The following is a 19,063-nucleotide window of genomic DNA, read 5'->3' as shown; positions in this document are numbered from 1 at the left end:
TGGCCGTCCATCGGCCTGAATGTGCGAGCCGGGTGTCGTGCGACTCGTCTCGTCACAGTGTGTAGCCATAGGGGTGCGCTCCGGAAGTCGCTGGTTCGGGTGACGAAGTTATTCACAGCCTCGAAGTTGTCCACAGCTTTTCATCAAGATCCACATAATTTTCCGAGGTGCTGCACGTTGATTCCACCCGCGAAGTCCGCGGGTGCCGGAATCGCGCATCTCGGAACGCTCCGAGAACACCGCGAACCGCACTGAAGGGGCAGTGAGAAGGGGGCGGAGATCGTGGCTGGATCCATCGCAGGAGAAGGATCGGCGGTCAACGGGGAGCGGCGCGGAGGCCCGCTGATCGTGACGGAGGACGTGGAACTGCTCGATGACCTGCTGCGGCTCTGCGCGGCGGCCGGAGCCGAGCCGGAAGTTCATCACGGGCCGCCCGGGCGCCGGGGCAGTTGGGAGCGGGCTCCGATGGTGCTGGTGGGGGATGACGCCGCCGTGCGTTGCCGCGGCGCCGGCCGCAGGAAGGGGGTGATGCTGGTGGGCCGGGACCAGGACGACCCGGACGTGTGGCGGCGGGCGGTGGAGATCGGGGCCGAATATGTGCTGCGACTGCCCGATTCCGAGGCCTGGCTCGTCGACCAGATCGCCAACGCCGCCGAAGGCGTCGGACGGCCCGCTCTCACCGTCGGCGTGATGGGCGGCCGGGGCGGCTCCGGCGCATCGACGCTGGCCTGCGCCCTTGCCGTGAGTGCGGCGAGGTCCGGTAGGCGGACGATGCTGATCGACGCCGATCCGTTGGGGGGCGGGATCGACGTCCTGCTCGGCGGCGAACGGGCACAAGGCATGCGGTGGCCGGATTTCGCGCAGTCGAAGGGCCGGCTCGGGGGCGGAGCCCTTGAGGACTCGCTGCCCGCGCTCCATGGGTTGCGGGTGCTGAGCTGGGGCCGGGACGACGAGGTGGTGATCCCGCCGCAGGCGATGCGTGCGGTGTTGGCCGCCGCGCGACGACTCGGCGGGGTGGTGGTCGTGGACCTTCCGCGCAGGGTCGACGAGTCAGTCGCCGAAGCACTGGCCCAACTCGATCTCGGGCTGCTCGTGGTGCCGGGCGAACTGCGCGCGGTAGCAGCGGCCAGGCGCGTCGCGGCCACGGCCGGAATGGTGCTGGACGACCTGCGAGTGGTGCCCCGGGGACCGTATGCGTCAGGGCTGGACGGGCGATGGGTCGCCCGGGCCACCGGCCTCCCGCTCGTCGGCGAACTTCCGCTGGAAGCGGACCTCCTGGTCTCCCAGGACGACGGCACCCCGCCCGGAGGCAGTGCCCGGGGGCCGCTGGCCCGGTTCTGTTCGGCCTTCTGGGAACAGGCCGCGGCGGCCGGTGACGCAAGCTCCGTGACCGGCCTGCCCGGGGGAGGAACGGCATGACGGACGAACTGCTCGACGCCGTACGCCAGCGGCTGGCACGCAGCGGTGCCGCTCCCACCCCGGCCGGAGTGGCCGCCGCCCTACGGGCCCAGGGGCGGTTGCTGGGGGATGCCGAGGTGCTCGGGGCGGCGGCGGAGTTGCGCGGCGAACTCGTCGGCACGGGAGTGCTGGAGCCGTTGCTCGCCGATCCGGAGGTGACCGATGTGCTGGTCTCCGCGCCGGACCGGGTGTGGGTGGACCGGGGCGGTGGGCTCCAGCTGACGGGCGTCACCTTCCCTGACGCGGCGGCGGTGCGGAGGCTGGCCCAGCGTCTCGCCGCAGTGGCGGGCAGGAGGCTGGACGACGCACGTCCGTGGGTGGACGCACGACTGCCCGACGGCACACGGATGCACGCCGTGCTGCCCCCGGTGTCCGTCGGCTCGACCTGCCTCTCCCTGCGCGTGGTGCGGCCACGGGCCTTCTCGCTGGCGGAGCTGGTGGACGCGGGCACGGTGCCGCCGGGCGGGGACCGGATCCTGCGGGCGCTCGTGGAAGCGCGGATCTCCTATGTGATCAGCGGCGGCACCGGAGCGGGCAAGACGACGCTCCTCGCCAGTCTGCTGGGCGCGGTCGGCCCCAACGAGCGGATCGTGCTCGCCGAGGACTCCGCCGAGCTGCGGCCGGACCATCCGCATGTGGTCCGCCTGGAGTCCCGTCCGGCCAATCAGGAGGGGGCGGGCCGGGTGACGTTGCGGGATCTGGTGCGGCAGGCACTGCGCATGCGGCCCGACCGGCTGGTGGTCGGTGAGGTGCGAGGAGCTGAGGTCACGCAGTTGCTGGCCGCCCTGAACACCGGACACGAAGGTGGGTGCGGCACGGTCCACGCCAATGCCGCCGAGCATGTTCCCGCCCGACTGGAGGCTCTGGGCACCGCGGCCGGTCTCGACCGGGCGGCGCTGCACAGCCAGTTGGCGGCCGCGCTCTCTGTGGTCGTGCATCTCGTGCGGGACCGCGCGGGGCAACGGCGAGTCGCCGAGGTGCACGTCCTGGAACGGGACGCGGCGGGACTGGTCCTCACGGTTCCGGCCCTGAGCTGGGGCGTCGGCGGATTCGTTCCGGAGCGCGGATGGGAACGTCTGCGGTCGCTGGTCGGGGGTGCGCTGTGACGGGGGCGACGTCCGCGCACGCGGCCCATGCGGTGGCTCTCTGCGCGGGTTCAGCGGTGTGGCTCGCGATGGTGCGGGACACGGGCGTTCGGCGGGCGCGAGTGTTGTTCGTGGACGCTCCCGCCGAGTCGGGGCGGCCATGGAGCCGATGGCGGCCATATCTGCTCAAGGCCCTGAGGCGTGTGGGGGAGTCGGCCCGGGGGCGTTGGGAGTGGTGGTGCGTTCCGGTCGCGGTGCTGCTTGCGGTGCTGGGGGATTCGGTGCTGCCGCTGCTCGCGGGGGCCGTGGCGGTCCCGTCGGTGCGCCGGTGGTTGCGGAGGCGGGCAGGAGCGCGGGAGGCGGAGCTGGCCGCGACCGCGGTGGCGGCGTTGTGCGGGGCCGTGGTCGGGGAGCTCCGGGCCGGCCGCGAGCCGGGACAGGCGTTACTGGTCGCGCTCCGCGAAGGTCCGGCGGAGGCCGGCTCATCGGCTACGCCCACTGCAGGCGGCCGACTGGGGGAGGCGGAGGCCGCGGTGCTGGCGGCGGCGCGGTTCGGCGGCGATGTGCCGGCGGCGCTGCGGCAGGCGGCGCAGGGCCCGGGGCTGGGGGGACTGTCCGGGATGGCCGCGTGCTGGCGCGTGGCCGTGGACGGCGGGGCCGGGCTGGCGGCCGGGCTGGAGCGCCTGGAGGCGGCGCTGCGGGATGACCGGCGCAGACGGGAGGAGCTACGCGCCCAACTGGCGGGAGCGTGGTCGACGGTCGTGGTCCTGGCACTGCTCCCGCTTGCGGGTCTGGGGCTGGGAGCGGCACTCGGGGCCGAACCCTTGCGTGTACTGCTGCACACCCCGGGCGGCCTGGCCTGCCTGGCTGTTGGGGTCTTCCTGGAGGCGGCCGGGCTGTACTGGGCCTGCCGGATCGTGCGCGGAGGGGAGGCGGCGTGAACGCGGCGGACGGAGAAGTTCTCCACAGCCTGGGGATGGCGGTGGCGGTGCTGGGCGTGGCGGCGCAGCTGGCAACGGTGATCGCCGCCGGATTTCGTGAGCGAGCGGTGCGCGGGCGGGGAGCCCTGATGCTGGGGACGGTCATCGCGGCACGGCCCGGCAGGAGGAGCCGGCTGATCGCACCGTTCCGGGCGAGTGGTGGTTCGGGTCTCTCCGAGTCCGCCCGGCGGTGGGCGGCCCCGGCCGGGGCCTGGCTGGCCGGATGGATTCTGGTCGGCGGTGTGATGGGCTGCGCGGTCGGTTCGGCCGTGGCGTACGGGCTGTGGTGGTGGCGGCGAACCCGGCCCGTCGCTCGTCCCGGCAGTAGCCATCCGGAGCGGGCCGCCATCGCCGGGCAGCTTCCCCTGGCCGCAGATCTGCTGGCGGCCTGTATCGCGGTCGGGGCAGGCCCCCGGGAGGCGGCAGCCGAGGTGGGCGAATCCATCGGCGGCCCGGTCGGTGATCGGCTCGCCCGTGCGGCCGCGGAGATTCGCCTCGGCGGCGAACCGGCCGAGGCGTGGGGTCGGTTCGGGGAGATACCGGGCGCCGGCCCGCTGGCCCGCTGTCTGCACCGGGCGGGTTCGACGGGGGCTCCGGCCGCGGAGCCGGTTGCCAGGCTGGCCGCGTCGATGCGCGCCGAGCGAGCCGCCGCGGCGGTGGCGCGGGCGCAACGGGCCGGGGTGCTGATCACGGCGCCGGTCGGCCTCTGCTTCCTCCCCGCCTTCCTGGCAGTCGGGGTGGCGCCGGTGATCATCGGCCTGGCCGGCGACCTGCTCGCGACCAGCCGTCCGGGCCGGTGAGGCTGCGCGGGCCGGTGGGCCTCCCGGGCTGGTGGGCCTGCGGGGCTGGTGGGCCTGCCGGGCTCTCGCGGCCGCCGACGACTTGGCGGTCATTCACTTTCGCTGTCGCTCAAGGGTGTTCCGTTCGGACGCCCGCTCGTCATCGATGCTTATCGGGGGATGAAATGGAAACGAAGTGCTGGGGTTGGGCCGTCGACGTTGTGCGCGGAGGCCGGCTGTCCGCAGGCGGGCCGGACCGGAGGGCGAAGTGGGCCGCACGGTGGGCGGGGCGGCTCGGCCGGTCCGACCGAGGGATGACCACGTCCGAGTACGCGGTGGGCACCATCGCCGCGTGCGCCTTCGCGGCGGTGCTCTACAAGGTGGTGAACAGCGGGCCGGTGCTGTCGGCGTTGCAGTCGCTGGTCGAGGACGCGCTCGATGCGAAATTCTGAGACCCCGCCGGGGCACTGCCCGGGGGAGGGGCCCGTGGCATCGGGCCACGGCCTTCCCCGGGGGCGGCAGCGGGGGCCATACGGGTGCCCGGCCATGCGTGGCGACGGGCGCGGCGACCGGGGCGCTGTGACCGCGGAGGCGGCCGTGGTGATCCCGGTGCTGGTGGCCTTCACCATGGCGCTGCTGTGGGCATTGATGGCGGCCTCGGACCAGATCCGCTGTGTGGACGCGGCGCGGGCGGGGGCACGGGCGGCGGCCCGCTCGGAGCCGGAGGCGGCGGTACGGGAAGCCGCCCGTGACGCGGCACCCCACGGCGCCCGGGTCGAGGTGGGGCGGGCGGGAGACCTGTGGCGCGTCCGGGTGGAGGCCCCGACCCCGGGGCCGGGCGTGCTGGCCCTGACGTTGAGCGCCGAGGCGGCCGCCTTGGCGGAGGACACGGTCGGGGACTCCGGGCCGTGAGGGCGAGGGAAACGGAGACCCGCGGCCGGGGACTGGGCGGGGCGTCGTCGGTGGGTCAGGTTTCCCGCGGTCGGGTCGGGTCGAGGCGGGGCGGGTGGATCTGGGCGGGGAGAAGGACGAGGGCGAGAGCGAGGACAGAGGTATGAACTGGAGGATGGGGCGTGGAGCGGACCGGGGAGCGGGCCGGCGAATGGATCGGGTCGCAACCTGGCTCGGGGCTTGGATTGCAGCCCGGCTCGTAGCCCGGCTCGGGGCCTGGCTCGGGGCCCGGATTGCACGCCGGATCGCGAACCGGCGTGCGGGTCTTGGCGCGGACCGAGGTGTGGCGACGGTGTGGGTGGCTGTCACCGCGGCCGGTCTCTGCACGGTCTTCGCCGTGGTGCTCGCGTTGGGACAGGCCGTGGCTGCCCGTCACCGGGCGGGTGGGGCCGCGGATCTGGCGGCCCTCGCGGCCGCGGACCGGGCGCTGGAAGGGACGGTGGCCGCGTGTGCGACGGCTCGGCGAGTGGCCCTGGCACAAGGGGCCGTGCTCGTTCGCTGCGCCGTGCGCGGGGAGATCGCTGACGTGACCGCCCGCTCGGAATTCGGGCCCTACCTGCCCGCTGTCAGGGCCCGGGCCGGCCCTCCCGTCGATCCCGGGGCCCCGGCCGATAGCCGGGCTATACAGGTTCGTTCGGTTCCGGAGGCGCGGCCCTGAGGAGTTCGGTGAGCAGGCGTACGGCTCCGCGTTTGTGCAGGGGCTCGTTGCCGTTGCCGCACTTGGGGGACTGGATGCAGGAGGGGCAGCCCGCCTCGCACTCGCAGGACGCGATGGCCTCCCGGGTCGCCGTCAGCCATGCACGGGCGGTGTGGAAGGCCCGCTCCGCGAATCCGGCTCCTCCTGGGTGGCCGTCGTAGACGAAGACCGTCGGCAGCAGGGTGTCCGGGTGCAGCGGTACGGACACGCCGCCGATGTCCCAGCGGTCGCAGGTGGCGAAGAGCGGCAGCAGGCCGATCGACGCGTGCTCGGCGGCGTGAAGTGCGCCGCCGAGGATCTCCGGGTTGACGCGGGCCGCGTCGAGCTGGTCCTCGGTGACCGTCCACCACACGGCGCGGGTGCGCAGGGTGCGGGGCGGCAGGTCGAGCTTCGTCTCGCCCAGGACCTCCCCGCTGATCAGCTTCCGGCGAAGGAAGGAGACGACCTGGTTGGTGACCTCGACGGAGCCGTAACAGAGCCGCCCCTGGCCCCAGGGGATCTCGGTGTCGGTCTCCAGGACGGTGATGGCCGTGGTGTCGCGGGCGACCGTCGAGTACGGCGGGTCGGCCTGCTCGACCAGGGCCACGGAGTCCTCCAGGTCCAGTTTCCGGACCAGGTGGGTGCGGCCCTGGTGGAGATGGACGGCCCCCTCGTGGACGGCCGTGTGGGCGGCGGCCTCGTCGACGGTGCCCAGCAGGCGGCCGGTGCCCTCCTCGACGATCTGGACGGGGCGGCCGCCCCCGCCCCGGATGTCGGCCAGGTCGGCGGCCCGCTCGCGGCGGGTCCAGTGCCACCCCGAGGCCCGTCTGCGCAGCAGCTTCGCCGCCTCCAGCTGCGGCAGCAGCTCGGGCACGGCCGGGCCGAAGAGGGCGATGTCGGGCTCGGTCAGGGGCAGCTCGGCGGCCGCGGCGCAGAGGTGGGGGGCGAGGACGTAGGGGTTGTCCGGGTCCAGCACCGTCGACTCGACGGGCTGCTGGAACAGGGCCTCGGGGTGGTGCACCAGGTAGGTGTCCAGCGGGTCGTCCCGGGCCACGAGAACGGCCAGGGCGCCCTGCCCCGAGCGGCCGGCCCGGCCCGCCTGCTGCCAGAGGGACGCCCGTGTGCCCGGGTAGCCGGAGATGACGACCGCGCCGAGGCCGGAGACGTCGATGCCCAGTTCCAGGGCGGTGGTGGCCGCCAGACCGAGCAGCTCGCCGGAGTGGAGCGCCCGCTCCAGGGCCCGGCGCTCCTCGGGGAGGTAACCCCCGCGATAGGCGGCGACCCGCTTCGGCAGCGAGCGGTCGACCTCCGCGAGGCGCTCCTTGGCGATCACCGAGATCAGTTCCGCGCCGCGCCGGGAGCGTACGAAGGCGACCGAGCGGACGCCCTGGAGGGTCAGGTCGGTGAGGAGGTCGGCGGTCTCGGCCGTCGCGGTACGGCGCACGGGTGCGCCCTTCTCGCCGTGCAGGTCGGTCAGCGGGGGCTCCCAGAGGGCGAAGACCAGCTCACCGCGCGGGGACGCGTCGTCGGACACCTCCCGGACCGGCAGACCCGTCAGGCGCCCGGCTGCGACCGCGGGATCGGCCGCCGTGGCTGAGGCGAGCAGGAAGACCGGATGGGCCCCGTAGCGGGCGCACAGACGGCGTAGACGGCGCAGGACCTGGGCGACGTGGGAGCCGAAGACGCCCCGGTAGGTGTGGCACTCGTCGATCACGACGTACCGCAGGGCGCGCAGGAAGGACGCCCAGCGGGGGTGGGAGGGCAGTATTCCGCGGTGCAGCATGTCGGGGTTGGTCAGGACGTAGTTCGCGTACTGCCGCACCCATTCGCGCTCCTCGACGGGGGTGTCACCGTCGTAGACCGCAGGCCGGAAGGCGTTGCCGAGCGGGGCCGCGAGCGCCTTCACCGAGCGCCGCTGGTCGGCTGCCAGGGCCTTGGTCGGGGCGAGGTACAGGGCGGTGGCCCCGCGGCCATTGGGGGCCTCCGAGCCGTCCAGGAGGGTGCTGAGGACCGGCGCGAGGTACGCGAGGGACTTCCCGGAGGCCGTGCCGGTGGCGATCACGACCGATTCGCCGTCCAGCGCGTGTTCCGCCGCGGCCGCCTGGTGGGCCCACGGATGGGTGATCCCGGCCTTCTCGATCGCCGAGATCACTTCTGGCCGGATGCGATCCGGCCAGATGGCATGGGTTCCCGATCGCGGGGGCAAGTGCTCCGTATGAGTGATGCGCGCGGCCCGGCCCGCCCCTGCGGCGAGCCGGTCGAGGATCATGGCGGGAGAGGGGTGCGAGCCCCCACTCTCGGGTGGTCGTCCGGGACGGTGATTCTTGGCCATCGGCACCGAGTGTGTCACTGGCGTGACGGACAATGGTCCCAAGGCGTCGTGCATGGCTGCTGGTAAGTGATTGAATGCCATCGCGGCTGGCGATCCGTCCCCTGGCCTCCGTCGGGGAGACCGAGGGGCGACCGCTCGATAGCAAGGTGCTGGAGGATCCGTGGACCTGTCCCTGTCGACTCGCAATGTGTCCGGGCCTGGTGGCGACCGTACGGTCGTCGAGGTCGGTGGCGAGATTGATGTGTATACCGCGCCCAAGCTGCGCGAGCAGTTGGTCGAGTTGGTGAATGACGGCAGCTACCACTTGGTTGTCGACATGGAAGGCGTCGACTTCCTCGACTCCACCGGCCTCGGCGTGCTCGTGGGCGGCTTGAAGCGTGTCCGGGCCCATGAGGGCTCGTTGCGCCTGGTCTGCAACCAGGAGCGCATTCTCAAGATCTTCCGGATCACAGGTCTGACCAAGGTGTTCCCGATTCACACCACGGTCGACGAGGCTGTCGCCGCCACCGACTGAGGTCGGAGCGGACCGGCCCCCGGGTCGGTCGGCAGGCAGTGAACAGGCCGGCAGCGGCAGCTTATGGGCCGTGACGGGCAGGCGGTCGACCCTTGGGTCGGCTGTCGGCTTCGTCGGCTTCCGGAGGAGGAGAGCAGGGGTGCCGGGCGCTATGCCCGGGGCCTCTGAGGCGTACGCCCGAACGTTCGAGGGGGATGTCATGGCCACCGTTGAACTCCGCTTCAGCGCCCAGCCTGAACATGTCAGGACGGCCCGCCTGGTGGCGGCCGCCGTGGCGCGCAGGGCCGGCGTCGACGAGGCGGTGCTCGACGAGGTCAGGCTCGCCGTCGGGGAGGCATGCAGCCGCGCGGTCGGGCTGCATCTCAGTCACGGCATCACCGAGCCGGTCAGCGTCGCGTTGACCGAGGAGGAGAAGGCGTTCTCCATCGAGGTCGGGGACAGTGTTCCCGGCCCCGGCGGGGATCCCGCCGCGTCCGGGGCGCGTAACGGCTCCGGTGCTCCCGGAGCGGGCCCGGACCGGCCCGACCTTGAGATGGACGATGCTGGCGAGGACGAGATGGGCCTCGCGGTCATCAGCGGTCTCGTCGACGACGTGGAGGTTCGGTCCGGCGCGACCGGCGGAGTGATCCGCATGAGCTGGCCGACGGCCGACGCCGCGGTCCGCCCCTGAGGGTCCGTACCTGCGCCTGTGCCCGTACCTGCTGCTCGTACCTGCTGCTCGGTGGGGGCGCCCGTGCTGGGGCGGTCTGTGCCCGTGCCCGGTACCCCGTGGCGCTGTCCGTGCCCGTGGCCGCCGCTCCGGTGCCTCTGTCCGTCATTCCAGGTGCCGAGGTGTTGAGATCCGTCCACCGGTCCGTGCGCGTTGAGGATCGTGGGCGTTGAGCCGCGCGGATGATGTTTCGATTTACCAGGCCCTGCTGAGCAGGGCCTTTTTCTTGATTATCTTCGCGTAATGCGTCTGTCTCATTACTGCATTCGAGGACAATCTCTCCGCTGATCTTCCGGCGTTGGGGGGAGAGCGATCAATTCTCTTCCCACCCACTGTTTTGATCAGGTTCCGCTCCCTACAATCCGTCCACGACTTGAGCGCTGAGCGTCAAGGAGGACGTATGGCGGAGTTCTTCACCACCCCAATGGCAGCACTGACGCAAGAATCCGCACTTTCCGACCGACCCGTCTCACTCGCGGCGGCGGTACTCACCGACGGCAACCGGCTGATCGTCATCGTGGTGGCGGTCGTCGCCGTCGCCGCGCTGATCGTCGCCCAGTTGCTCGTACGCCAGGTCCTGGCGGCCGGCGAGGGCACCGAACGCATGAAGGAGATCGCCGCGGCGATCTCGGAGGGCGCGAACGCCTATCTGTCCCGACAACTGCGCACGGTCGGTGTCTTCTCCGTCGTCGTGTTCTTCCTCTTGTTCCTGTTGCCGGCCGACAACTGGTCGCAGCGCGCAGGGCGTTCCCTCTTCTTCCTGGTGGGTGCGCTTTTCTCCGCGGCGACCGGATACATCGGCATGCGGCTCGCCGTACGGAGCAATGTGCGGGTGGCCGCAGCCGCACGTGAGGCGACTCCAGCGGAAGGCGAGCCGGAAAAGGATCTCACCGCCGTCTCGCACAAAGCGATGAAGATCGCTTTCCGTACCGGTGGCGTGGTCGGAATGATCACGGTGGGACTCGGCCTGCTCGGGGCCTCCTGCGTGGTGCTCGTCTATGCCGCCGACGCGCCCAAGGTGCTGGAGGGCTTCGGCCTCGGCGCGGCGCTGATCGCCATGTTCATGAGGGTCGGCGGCGGCATCTTCACCAAGGCCGCGGATGTCGGGGCCGACCTGGTGGGCAAGGTGGAGCAGGGCATCCCGGAGGACGATCCGCGCAACGCCGCCACCATCGCCGACAACGTGGGCGACAACGTCGGTGACTGCGCGGGCATGGCCGCCGACCTCTTCGAGTCGTACGCCGTGACGCTCGTCGCGGCGCTCATCCTCGGTACGGCCGCGTTCGGCGACTCCGGTCTCGCCTTCCCCCTGATGGTCCCGGCGATCGGCGTCCTCACCGCGATGATCGGGATCTTCGCGGTGGCCCCGCGCCGTGCCGACCGCAGCGGCATGACCGCGATCAACCGCGGTTTCTTCATCTCCGCGGTGGTCTCGCTCGTTCTGGTGGCCGTCGCCGCCTTCACCTATCTGCCCTCCTCGTACGCCGAGCTGGACGGGGTCACCGACGAGGCGATCGCCGGGCACGGTGGCGATCCGCGGATCTTCGCCCTGGTCGCGGTGGCCATCGGCATCGTCCTGGCCGCGCTCATCCAGCAGCTCACCGGCTACTTCACCGAGACCAATCGCCGCCCGGTCCGGGACATCGGGAAGTCCTCGCTCACCGGCCCGGCCACCGTGGTGCTGGCGGGCATCTCCATCGGCCTGGAATCGGCCGTGTACACCGCGCTGCTGATCAGCCTGGGCGTCTACGGGGCGTTCCTGCTGGGCGGTACGTCGATCATGCTGGCGCTCTTCGCGGTCGCGCTCGCCGGGACGGGGCTCCTCACCACGGTGGGCGTCATCGTGGCCATGGACACCTTCGGACCGGTCTCGGACAACGCCCAGGGCATCGCCGAGATGTCCGGGGACGTCACGGGGGCCGGCGCCCAGGTGCTCACCGACCTGGACGCGGTCGGCAACACGACCAAGGCCATCACCAAGGGCATCGCCATCGCCACCGCCGTCCTCGCGGCGGCGGCGCTCTTCGGGTCCTACCGCGACGCCATCGCCACGGCGGTGGACGAGGTCGGGGCCGGGGCGGGCGAGCTGGGGCTGAGCCTGGACATCTCGCAGCCCAACAACCTCGTCGGCCTGATCCTGGGCGCAGCGGTCGTCTTCCTGTTCTCCGGCCTGGCCATCAACGCCGTGTCGCGGTCCGCCGGGGCCGTGGTCTACGAGGTCAGGCGGCAGTTCCGCGAGCACCCCGGGATCATGGACTACTCGGAGAAGCCGGAGTACGGGCGCGTCGTCGACATCTGCACCCGCGACGCCCTGCGTGAACTGGCCACGCCGGGACTGCTCGCGGTCCTGGCGCCGATCACCGTCGGCTTCTCCCTCGGCGTCGGCGCCCTCGGCTCGTACCTCGCCGGCGCGATCGCCACGGGCACGCTGATGGCCGTGTTCCTCGCCAACTCCGGCGGCGCCTGGGACAACGCCAAGAAACTCGTCGAGGACGGCCACCACGGTGGGAAGGGCAGCGAGGCCCATGCCGCGACCGTCATCGGCGACACGGTCGGTGACCCGTTCAAGGACACGGCGGGTCCGGCGATCAATCCGCTGCTCAAGGTGATGAACCTGGTCGCCCTGCTCATCGCCCCGGCGATCGTGCAGTTCAGCTACGGAGCGGACGCCAATCCCTGGGTGCGGGCGCTGGTGGCCGTCGTCGCCATCGGGATCATCGTCGTCGCGGTCTACGTCTCCAAGCGGCGCGGCATCGCCGTGGGCGACGACGACGCCTCGGGGGATGGTGGTCCCTCGGTCCGCGCGCCGGATCCAGCGGCGGCCCCGTGAGCCGTACGTAGCGGGGCGCGCCGGGCGCGCGCAGCTGTGTGACGCGCGGTCAGGGGCGGGCGGTGGTGTTTGCTGACGCGCCGTCCGTCCCGCCTCTGTCCCGCCTCCGTCCCGTCTCCGCTTCCGCTTCCGCTTCCGCCTCCGCGTCCGTCCGCTCCTTCTCCGCCTCCGCTGTCCCTCCCGATGATCGGGAGCAGCCTTTCGGATGAGTTACCGATCGTGCGTCTGATTCTCGGCGCGAGTGGCGTCTCCCTCATTTCCCTTGGTGCAAATGGCTTCAAAAGCGTGCACACCGGATGACCGGCACCCGGCTGTCGTCCCCTCGGCGTGTAAGTTCCGGGGCCGAGAGCCTTGGAAGGGACCAATCCGGTGAACAAGAAGCTTGCAGCCGCACTGTCCGGCGGTGCGGTACTCGTACTGACGCTGTCGGGCTGCAGCGACGACAGCGACAACAAGGTCAACGACTGGGCCAAGAAGGTCTGCGACCAGGTTCAGCCGCAACTGCAGAAGATCGCCAACGCCAACGCCTCCATCCAGCAGCAGACCGCGGACAACAGCAAGCCCGCCGACGTCCAGAAGACCGACTCGGCCGCCTTCCAGCAGATCTCCCAGGCGTACAAGTCGCTGGGCACCGCCGTGGACTCCGCCGGTCCGCCGCCGGTGGACGACGGCGAGACCACGCAGAAGGAAGCGGTCAAGGAGCTCAACGCCTCCTCCAAGGCGTACGCCGACCTCAAGACCGAGGTCGACGCGCTCGACACCAAGGACCAGGCGAAGTTCGCCGACGGGCTGAAGGGCATCGCCGACGAGCTGAACAAGATCAGCACCAGCGGTGACCAGGCCCTGAAGAAGCTCCAGTCCGGTGAGGTCGGCGTCGCGATGTCGAAGCAGAAGGGCTGCCAGAAGCCGACTGCCTCGACCGGCCCCTCCGGCTCCGCGGCGGCCGGCTCCGACGCGCCGCCGGCGGGCACGGACGCCGACAAGAACGATGCGACGGAGAAGGACTCGACGGAGAAGGACTCCGCGGACAAGGACTCCGCGGAGAAGAAGGGCTGAGCGCCGTTCATCCGGCCCGGACACCCACGTGGGTGTCCGGGCCGCTGCCGTTGTCGGTGGGAGCGGACACAATGGGTGGGTGAGTAAGAGCAGCCTTCCCGCACCCGACCACGCCGCCGCCCTCCGTGAGGCCCTGCTCGCCGCGGACTTCACCGCGGACGGGCTCCTCGACCGCCTCGGCGCGCCCGCCTATGCCGCCCTCGCCCGCAGCGAGACGGTCCCCGCCCTGCGGGCCACCCGGGGTGACACCCCGCTCGACACGCTGGTGCGGCTGTTCCTGCTGCAGCGTCCCGTCGCCGAGGAGCAGGCGCGTGCCGCCCTGCCGCTCGCCGAGTGCGTCGCGGACGGCTGGGTGAGCCACGCCGACGGGACGGTCCGTGCGGACGTCGACGTACGGCCGTACGGGGGGCCGGACGGCGAGGACTGGTTCATCGTGTCCGACCTCGGGTGCGCGGTCGGCGGTGCGGGCGGGATCGGCTCGCGCGAGGAGGGTGTCGTCCTCGGGGTCGGCGGGGCCTCCACCACCCTCGCCGGGATCACCGTCCGGGCGCCGGTCGCCTCGGCCCTCGACCTCGGTACGGGCTCCGGCATCCAGGCGCTGCACGCCGCCCAGCACGCGACCCGGGTCACCGCCACCGACCTCAACCCCCGTGCCCTGGAGTTCACCCGGCTCACCCTTGCCCTGTCCGGCGCCGCCCCCGCCGAACTGCGCGAGGGCTCCCTCTTCGAGCCGGTGGGCTCCGACACGTTCGACCTGATCGTCTCCAACCCGCCCTTCGTCATCTCGCCCGGCGCCCGCCTCACCTACCGGGACGGCGGCATGGGCGGCGACGACCTGTGCCGGGCGCTGGTGCAGCAGTCCGGCGCCCATCTGAACGAGGGGGGTTACGCCCAGTTCCTCGCCAACTGGCAGCACGTGGAGGGCGAGGAGTGGCAGGACAGGCTGCGCTCCTGGGTGCCGTACGGCTGTGACGCCTGGATCGTCCAGCGCGAGGTCCAGGACGTCACGCAGTACGCCGAGCTGTGGCTGCGGGACAGCGGCGACCACCGCAGCGGCCCCGCCGAGTACACCGAGCGGTACGAGGCGTGGCTCGATGAGTTCGAGGCACGGGGCGCCACGGCCGTCGGATTCGGCTGGATCACCCTCCGCAAATCCGCCGCGGCGGAGGCCGGGAACCCCTCGATCGTGATCGAGGAGTGGCCGCACGCGGTGCGGCAGCCGCTCGGGCAGGCCGTTCAGGAGCACTTCGCCCGCCAGGACTACCTCCGCGACCAGGACGACGCGGCGCTGCTCGCCGGGCACTTCGTCCTCGCCGCCGAGGTCGTGCAGGAGCAGGTCGGCCTGCCGGGCGCGGAGGACCCCGAGCATGTGGTGCTGCGTCAGCACGGCGGCATGATGCGGGCGACCAAGGTCGACGCGGTGGCCGCCGGGTTCGCGGGCGTGTGCGACGGATCGCTGCCCGCCGGGCGGATCCTGGACGCCATCGCGCAGTTGATGGCGGAAGACCCGGTGCTCCTGCGCGACCGTACCCCGCAGGCGATCCGGCTGCTGGTCGAGGAGGGCTTCCTGGAACCGGCGCCCGGCGCCGTACCGCGGGGCCAGTAGGACGCGGAGTGCGCGAAGGCCGCGGAGAGCGCGGAGAGCGTGGAGGCGTCGGAGAGCGCGCCGAGTACGGGGGGTGTGGAGAGCGCGGCGAGTGCGGAGGGTGCGGCGGTCGGCGAACTGGAGGCCGTTTCCGTACGACGGTGTGAGCTGGAGGCCGTGTCCGTAGGACAGTGACCGCGACCGCCTTCCGGTACGGGGTGGGGCGCCCCTCGGTCGGACGGTGCCGGCCTCGTCACCAGTGCGTTCCCGCTCGGCGCGCTTTCCGGACCGCCCGGGCCGCGCATTCCGGTCGTGCGATCCCTGCGCGGTCCCTGCGCGGTCCGCAAGCCGTCAGCAAGCGGTCCGCAAGCCGTCCGCAAGCGGTCCGTATGCGGCCGATGGGGTTCCGCTGGTCGGCTGGGGAGTGCTGTTCACCCGGGGTTCGTGTGGGCGATGCCCCGGGGTGACAGCCTCCCCGTGCCGGGCCGCCCAGGTCCGGCTCCGGGACCGGCCGGCCCGCCCCGGGTGGTTCGCCACGACGGTCCAGGAGTACGACATGGAGAGCGTCTCAGCAGTCTTCGCCGGTACGGCCCTGGCGCTGTTCGGCGCGGCCCTCCTGATCTGGACAGGGGCGCGAGCCCTGCACCGCGCGCCGGTGGCGCACGGTGTGAGCCCCGTCGCCTCCACCGCACTCACGACGCTCTTCGGCGTAGTTTTCCTCGGCCTCGGCGTGTGGTGCTTCACGCTCGTCTGATCCCCGCCCCCGGCAGTGCGGCGCCCGGGCCGACAGGTTGCCCGGCGGACACCGCGACCACCTCCGAAAAGGCACTGGCCAAGCCTCCGTGCGGCGCGGACCCGGCGGTCCGGGCGGCAGGAATGGCGGAAGTCGGGTTACCGTTCGAGTGGCCGTTGCGGGCTTTTGCCGTTTGACACGGGGGCGGGTTGTACCGTCACACTCCGCAGCGACAGCACCGCGGGCAGCGTCATGACGCTGCCCGGATGCCCATCGAGTGTCGACCGGAGAGAAGAGCGAAGTTGTCCCCGACCAGCGAGACCGCACAGGGCGGCCGCCGACTCGTCATCGTCGAGTCGCCTGCCAAGGCGAAGACGATCAAGGGCTATCTCGGCCCCGGATACGTCGTCGAGGCGAGCGTCGGGCACATCCGCGACCTCCCGAACGGCGCGGCCGAGGTCCCGGACGAGTACACCGGCGAGGTACGCCGTCTCGGGGTGGACGTCGAACACGACTTCCAGCCCATCTATGTCGTCAACGCCGACAAGAAGGCCCAGGTCAGGAAGCTCAAGCAGCTGCTGGCCGAGTCCGACGAACTCTTCCTCGCCACCGATGAGGACCGCGAGGGCGAAGCCATCGCGTGGCACCTCCAGGAAGTGCTCAAGCCCAAGGTCCCGGTCCACCGGATGGTCTTCCACGAGATCACCAAGGACGCGATCCGGGCCGCCGTCGCCAACCCGCGTGAGCTCAACCAGCGCATGGTCGACGCCCAGGAGACCCGCCGCATCCTCGACCGCCTCTACGGCTACGAGGTCTCGCCGGTCCTGTGGAAGAAGGTCATGCCGAAGCTCTCGGCGGGCCGCGTCCAGTCCGTCGCCACCCGGCTCGTCGTCGAGCGGGAGCGCGAGCGCATCGCCTTCCGCTCCGCCGAGTACTGGGACCTGACCGGGAAGTTCGCCACCGGCCGCGCCGGTGACGCCTCCGACCCCTCGACCCTCACCGCCCGCCTCAGCGCGGTCGACGGCCGCCGGATCGCCCAGGGCCGCGACTTCGGTCCCGACGGGCAGCTGAAGGCCGGCTCCGCCCAGACCCTGCACCTGGACGAGACGAACGCCCGCGCCCTGGCCGCCGCGCTCGCCGACTCCTCCTTCGCGGTCCGGTCCGTCGAGTCGAAGCCGTACCGCCGCTCCCCGTACGCCCCCTTCCGGACCACGACCCTCCAGCAGGAGGCGAGCCGCAAGCTGGGCTTCGGGGCGAAGGCGACCATGCAGGTGGCGCAGAAGCTGTACGAGAACGGCTTCATCACCTATATGCGTACGGACTCCACGACCCTCTCGGGCACCGCGATCTCCGCGGCCCGGGCCCAGGTCACGCAGTTGTACGGGGCGAACTACCTCCCCGAGAAGCCGCGTACGTACGCCGGGAAGGTCAAGAACGCGCAGGAGGCGCACGAGGCGATCCGCCCTTCCGGCGACCGCTTCCGCACCCCCGCCGAGACCGGCCTCACCGGCGACCAGTTCCGGCTCTACGAGCTGATCTGGAAGCGGACCGTCGCCTCCCAGATGAAGGACGCCGTCGGGAACTCCGTCACCGTCAAGATCGGCGGCCGGGCGAGCGACGGCCGGGACGCCGAGTTCTCCGCCTCCGGCAAGACGATCACCTTCCACGGCTTCATGAAGGCGTACGTCGAGGGCGCGGACGACCCGAACGCCGAGCTGGACGACCGTGAGCGCCGGCTGCCGCAGGTGGCCGAGGGCGACGCGCTGTCCGCCGATGAGGTCACGGTCGACGGGCACGCCACCAAGCCTCCGGCCCGCTACACCGAGGCCTCGCTGGTCAAGGAGCTGGAAGAGCGCGAGATCGGCCGCCCGTCGACGTACGCCTCGATCATCGGGACCATTCTCGACCGCGGCTACGTCTTCAAGAAGGGCACGGCGCTCGTCCCGTCCTTCCTGTCCTTCGCCGTGGTCAACCTGCTGGAGAAGCACTTCGGCCGGCTCGTCGACTACGACTTCACCGCCCGCATGGAGGACGACCTCGACCGCATCTCGCGGGGCGAGGCCCAGTCCGTGCCGTGGCTCAAGCGCTTCTACTTCGGCGCCCAGCCCGGTGACGACACCGCCGCGGTCGGAGCGGCCTCCGACGCGGGCAACGGCGACGGCGACCACCTCGGCGGCCTGAAGGCCCTGGTCACCGACCTCGGTGCGATCGACGCCCGGGAGATCTCCTCCTTCCCGGTCGGCAACGACATCAAGCTCCGCGTCGGCCGCTACGGCCCGTACATCGAGCGGGGCGAGAAGGACGCCGAGGGCCACCAGCGGGCCGACGTCCCCGAGGACCTGGCACCCGACGAGCTGACCGTCGAGCTCGCCGAGGAGCTGCTGGCGAAGCCCAGCGGCGACTTCGAGCTGGGCGCCGACCCGGTCAGCGGCAACCAGATCATCGCCAAGGACGGCCGCTACGGCCCGTACGTCACCGAGGTGCTGCCCGAGGGAACGCCGAAGACCGGCAAGAACGCGGTGAAGCCGCGGACCGCCTCCCTCTTCAAGTCCATGTCCCTGGACACGGTCACCCTCGCCGACGCCCTCAAGCTGATGTCGCTGCCGCGCGTCGTCGGCGAGGACGCCGAGGGCGTCGAGATCACCGCGCAGAACGGCCGCTACGGCCCGTACCTGAAGAAGGGCACCGACTCCCGGTCGTTGACCTCCGAGGACCAGCTCTTCGACATCACCCTCGAAGAGGCCCTCGCGATCTACGCCCAGCCCAAGCAGCGCGGCCGGGCCGCGGCCAAGCCGCCGCTGAAGGAGCTGGGCACCGACCCGGTCAGCGGTGCGCCGGTCGTGGTGAAGGACGGCCGCTTCGGCGCGTACGTCACCGACGGCGAGACCAACGCGACGCTGCGGACCGACGACAGCGTCGAGGACATCACGCCGGAGCGCGGCTACGAGCTGCTCGCCGAGAAGCGCGCCAAGGGGCCCGCCAAGAAGAAGACGGCCAAGAAGGCCCCGGCGAAGAAGGCGACGGCCAAGAAGACGGCCGCGAAGAAGACGACGGCCACCAAGACCACGGCCGCCAAGAAGACCGCGGCGAAGAAGACGACGACCAAGAAGGCGACGACCGCCAAGACGGCCGCCAAGAAGACGACGGCGACGGCGAAGAAGACGGCCTCGGCCTCGTCCTCCGCCGCCGCCCCGTCGGACGACTGACCCAGCCGTCGCGCGGATCGCACCCAGCCGCCCGGTACCTCGATCCTTGTGATCCAGGTACCGGGCGGTGGTGCGTCGGTGTGCGGGGCGGTGGTGCGGAAGAGCGCGGGGCGGTGGCGCGTAGGCGTGCCGGGCGGCCGTGCGAAAGCGTGCGCGGCGGTGGGGCGCG

Annotated in this window: 15 protein-coding genes; 14 read left to right on the top strand and 1 reads right to left on the bottom strand. The window is 71.8% G+C overall.

All coding sequences use genetic code 11. The features are described 5' to 3' along the window. Positions 1-282 precede the first annotated feature (282 nt). From ssd to N7925_RS15885, 7 genes are all read left to right on the top strand, one after another. Positions 283-1,419 (top strand): septum site-determining protein Ssd, encoded by a 1,137-nt coding sequence (ssd, locus tag N7925_RS15915; RefSeq protein WP_274344221.1) that lies wholly within the window; start codon positions 283-285, stop codon positions 1,417-1,419. Continuing rightward, positions 1,416-2,564: a TadA family conjugal transfer-associated ATPase gene (locus N7925_RS15910; RefSeq protein ID WP_274344220.1), complete on the top strand. Its 1,149-nt coding sequence runs from the start codon at positions 1,416-1,418 to the stop codon at positions 2,562-2,564. The genes ssd and N7925_RS15910 overlap by 4 nt, the downstream gene beginning before the upstream one ends. Then, positions 2,561-3,484, top strand: coding sequence for a type II secretion system F family protein (locus N7925_RS15905; protein ID WP_265600265.1), 924 nt, complete (start codon positions 2,561-2,563; stop codon positions 3,482-3,484). Before N7925_RS15910 ends, N7925_RS15905 begins: the two co-directional genes overlap by 4 nt. Beyond that, positions 3,481-4,323 carry a type II secretion system F family protein gene (locus N7925_RS15900; RefSeq protein WP_274344219.1) on the top strand — a complete coding sequence of 281 codons (843 nt, stop codon included), beginning with the start codon at positions 3,481-3,483 and terminating at the stop codon, positions 4,321-4,323. The genes N7925_RS15905 and N7925_RS15900 overlap by 4 nt, the downstream gene beginning before the upstream one ends. A gap of 164 nt (positions 4,324-4,487) precedes the next feature. Continuing rightward, positions 4,488-4,754 carry a DUF4244 domain-containing protein gene (locus tag N7925_RS36095; protein ID WP_331617000.1) on the top strand — a complete coding sequence of 89 codons (267 nt, stop codon included), beginning with the start codon at positions 4,488-4,490 and terminating at the stop codon, positions 4,752-4,754. Between the two features lie 94 nt (positions 4,755-4,848). Continuing rightward, entirely contained in the window at positions 4,849-5,214 is a 366-nt protein-coding gene (locus N7925_RS15890) for a TadE family type IV pilus minor pilin (RefSeq protein ID WP_265600262.1), read from the top strand. Between the two features lie 142 nt (positions 5,215-5,356). Beyond that, on the top strand, positions 5,357-5,911 hold the full coding sequence (locus tag N7925_RS15885) for an Rv3654c family TadE-like protein (RefSeq protein ID WP_331616996.1): 555 nt from the start codon (positions 5,357-5,359) through the stop codon (positions 5,909-5,911). On the opposite strand, the gene N7925_RS15880 is transcribed toward N7925_RS15885, so the two are convergent. After that, a complete protein-coding gene (locus N7925_RS15880; protein WP_274344217.1) occupies positions 5,874-8,342 on the bottom strand; it encodes a DEAD/DEAH box helicase in 2,469 nt (822 codons plus the stop codon). The two genes, N7925_RS15885 and N7925_RS15880, sit on opposite strands and share 38 nt — an antisense overlap. A 79-nt stretch (positions 8,343-8,421) precedes the next feature. Between N7925_RS15880 and N7925_RS15875 the strand changes: the two genes are divergently transcribed. From N7925_RS15875 to topA, 7 genes are all read left to right on the top strand, one after another. Further along, a complete protein-coding gene (locus N7925_RS15875) occupies positions 8,422-8,775 on the top strand; it encodes an STAS domain-containing protein (protein WP_003967428.1) in 354 nt (117 codons plus the stop codon). Positions 8,776-8,974: 199 nt separating this feature from the next. After that, positions 8,975-9,445 (top strand): ATP-binding protein, encoded by a 471-nt coding sequence (locus tag N7925_RS15870; protein ID WP_265600259.1) that lies wholly within the window; start codon positions 8,975-8,977, stop codon positions 9,443-9,445. A 439-nt stretch (positions 9,446-9,884) separates the two neighbouring features. Continuing rightward, positions 9,885-12,314 (top strand): sodium-translocating pyrophosphatase, encoded by a 2,430-nt coding sequence (locus tag N7925_RS15865; RefSeq protein WP_274344216.1) that lies wholly within the window; start codon positions 9,885-9,887, stop codon positions 12,312-12,314. Between the two features lie 369 nt (positions 12,315-12,683). After that, positions 12,684-13,370 carry a small secreted protein gene (locus N7925_RS15860; RefSeq protein ID WP_274344215.1) on the top strand — a complete coding sequence of 229 codons (687 nt, stop codon included), beginning with the start codon at positions 12,684-12,686 and terminating at the stop codon, positions 13,368-13,370. A gap of 79 nt (positions 13,371-13,449) precedes the next feature. Continuing rightward, a complete protein-coding gene (locus N7925_RS15855) occupies positions 13,450-14,976 on the top strand; it encodes a class I SAM-dependent methyltransferase (protein ID WP_274344214.1) in 1,527 nt (508 codons plus the stop codon). Between the two features lie 535 nt (positions 14,977-15,511). Next, on the top strand, positions 15,512-15,709 hold the full coding sequence (locus tag N7925_RS15850; RefSeq protein WP_032791540.1) for a hypothetical protein: 198 nt from the start codon (positions 15,512-15,514) through the stop codon (positions 15,707-15,709). A gap of 281 nt (positions 15,710-15,990) precedes the next feature. Further along, positions 15,991-18,894 (top strand): type I DNA topoisomerase, encoded by a 2,904-nt coding sequence (gene topA, locus N7925_RS15845; RefSeq protein ID WP_274344213.1) that lies wholly within the window; start codon positions 15,991-15,993, stop codon positions 18,892-18,894. Positions 18,895-19,063: the final 169 nt, after the last annotated feature.

It is taken from the genome of Streptomyces sp. CA-278952, assembly GCF_028747205.1.
Lineage (GTDB): Bacteria > Actinomycetota > Actinomycetes > Streptomycetales > Streptomycetaceae > Streptomyces.
The sequence above is the reverse complement of the archived record's forward strand: the minus strand, read 5'-3'. Positions and strand labels throughout refer to the sequence as shown.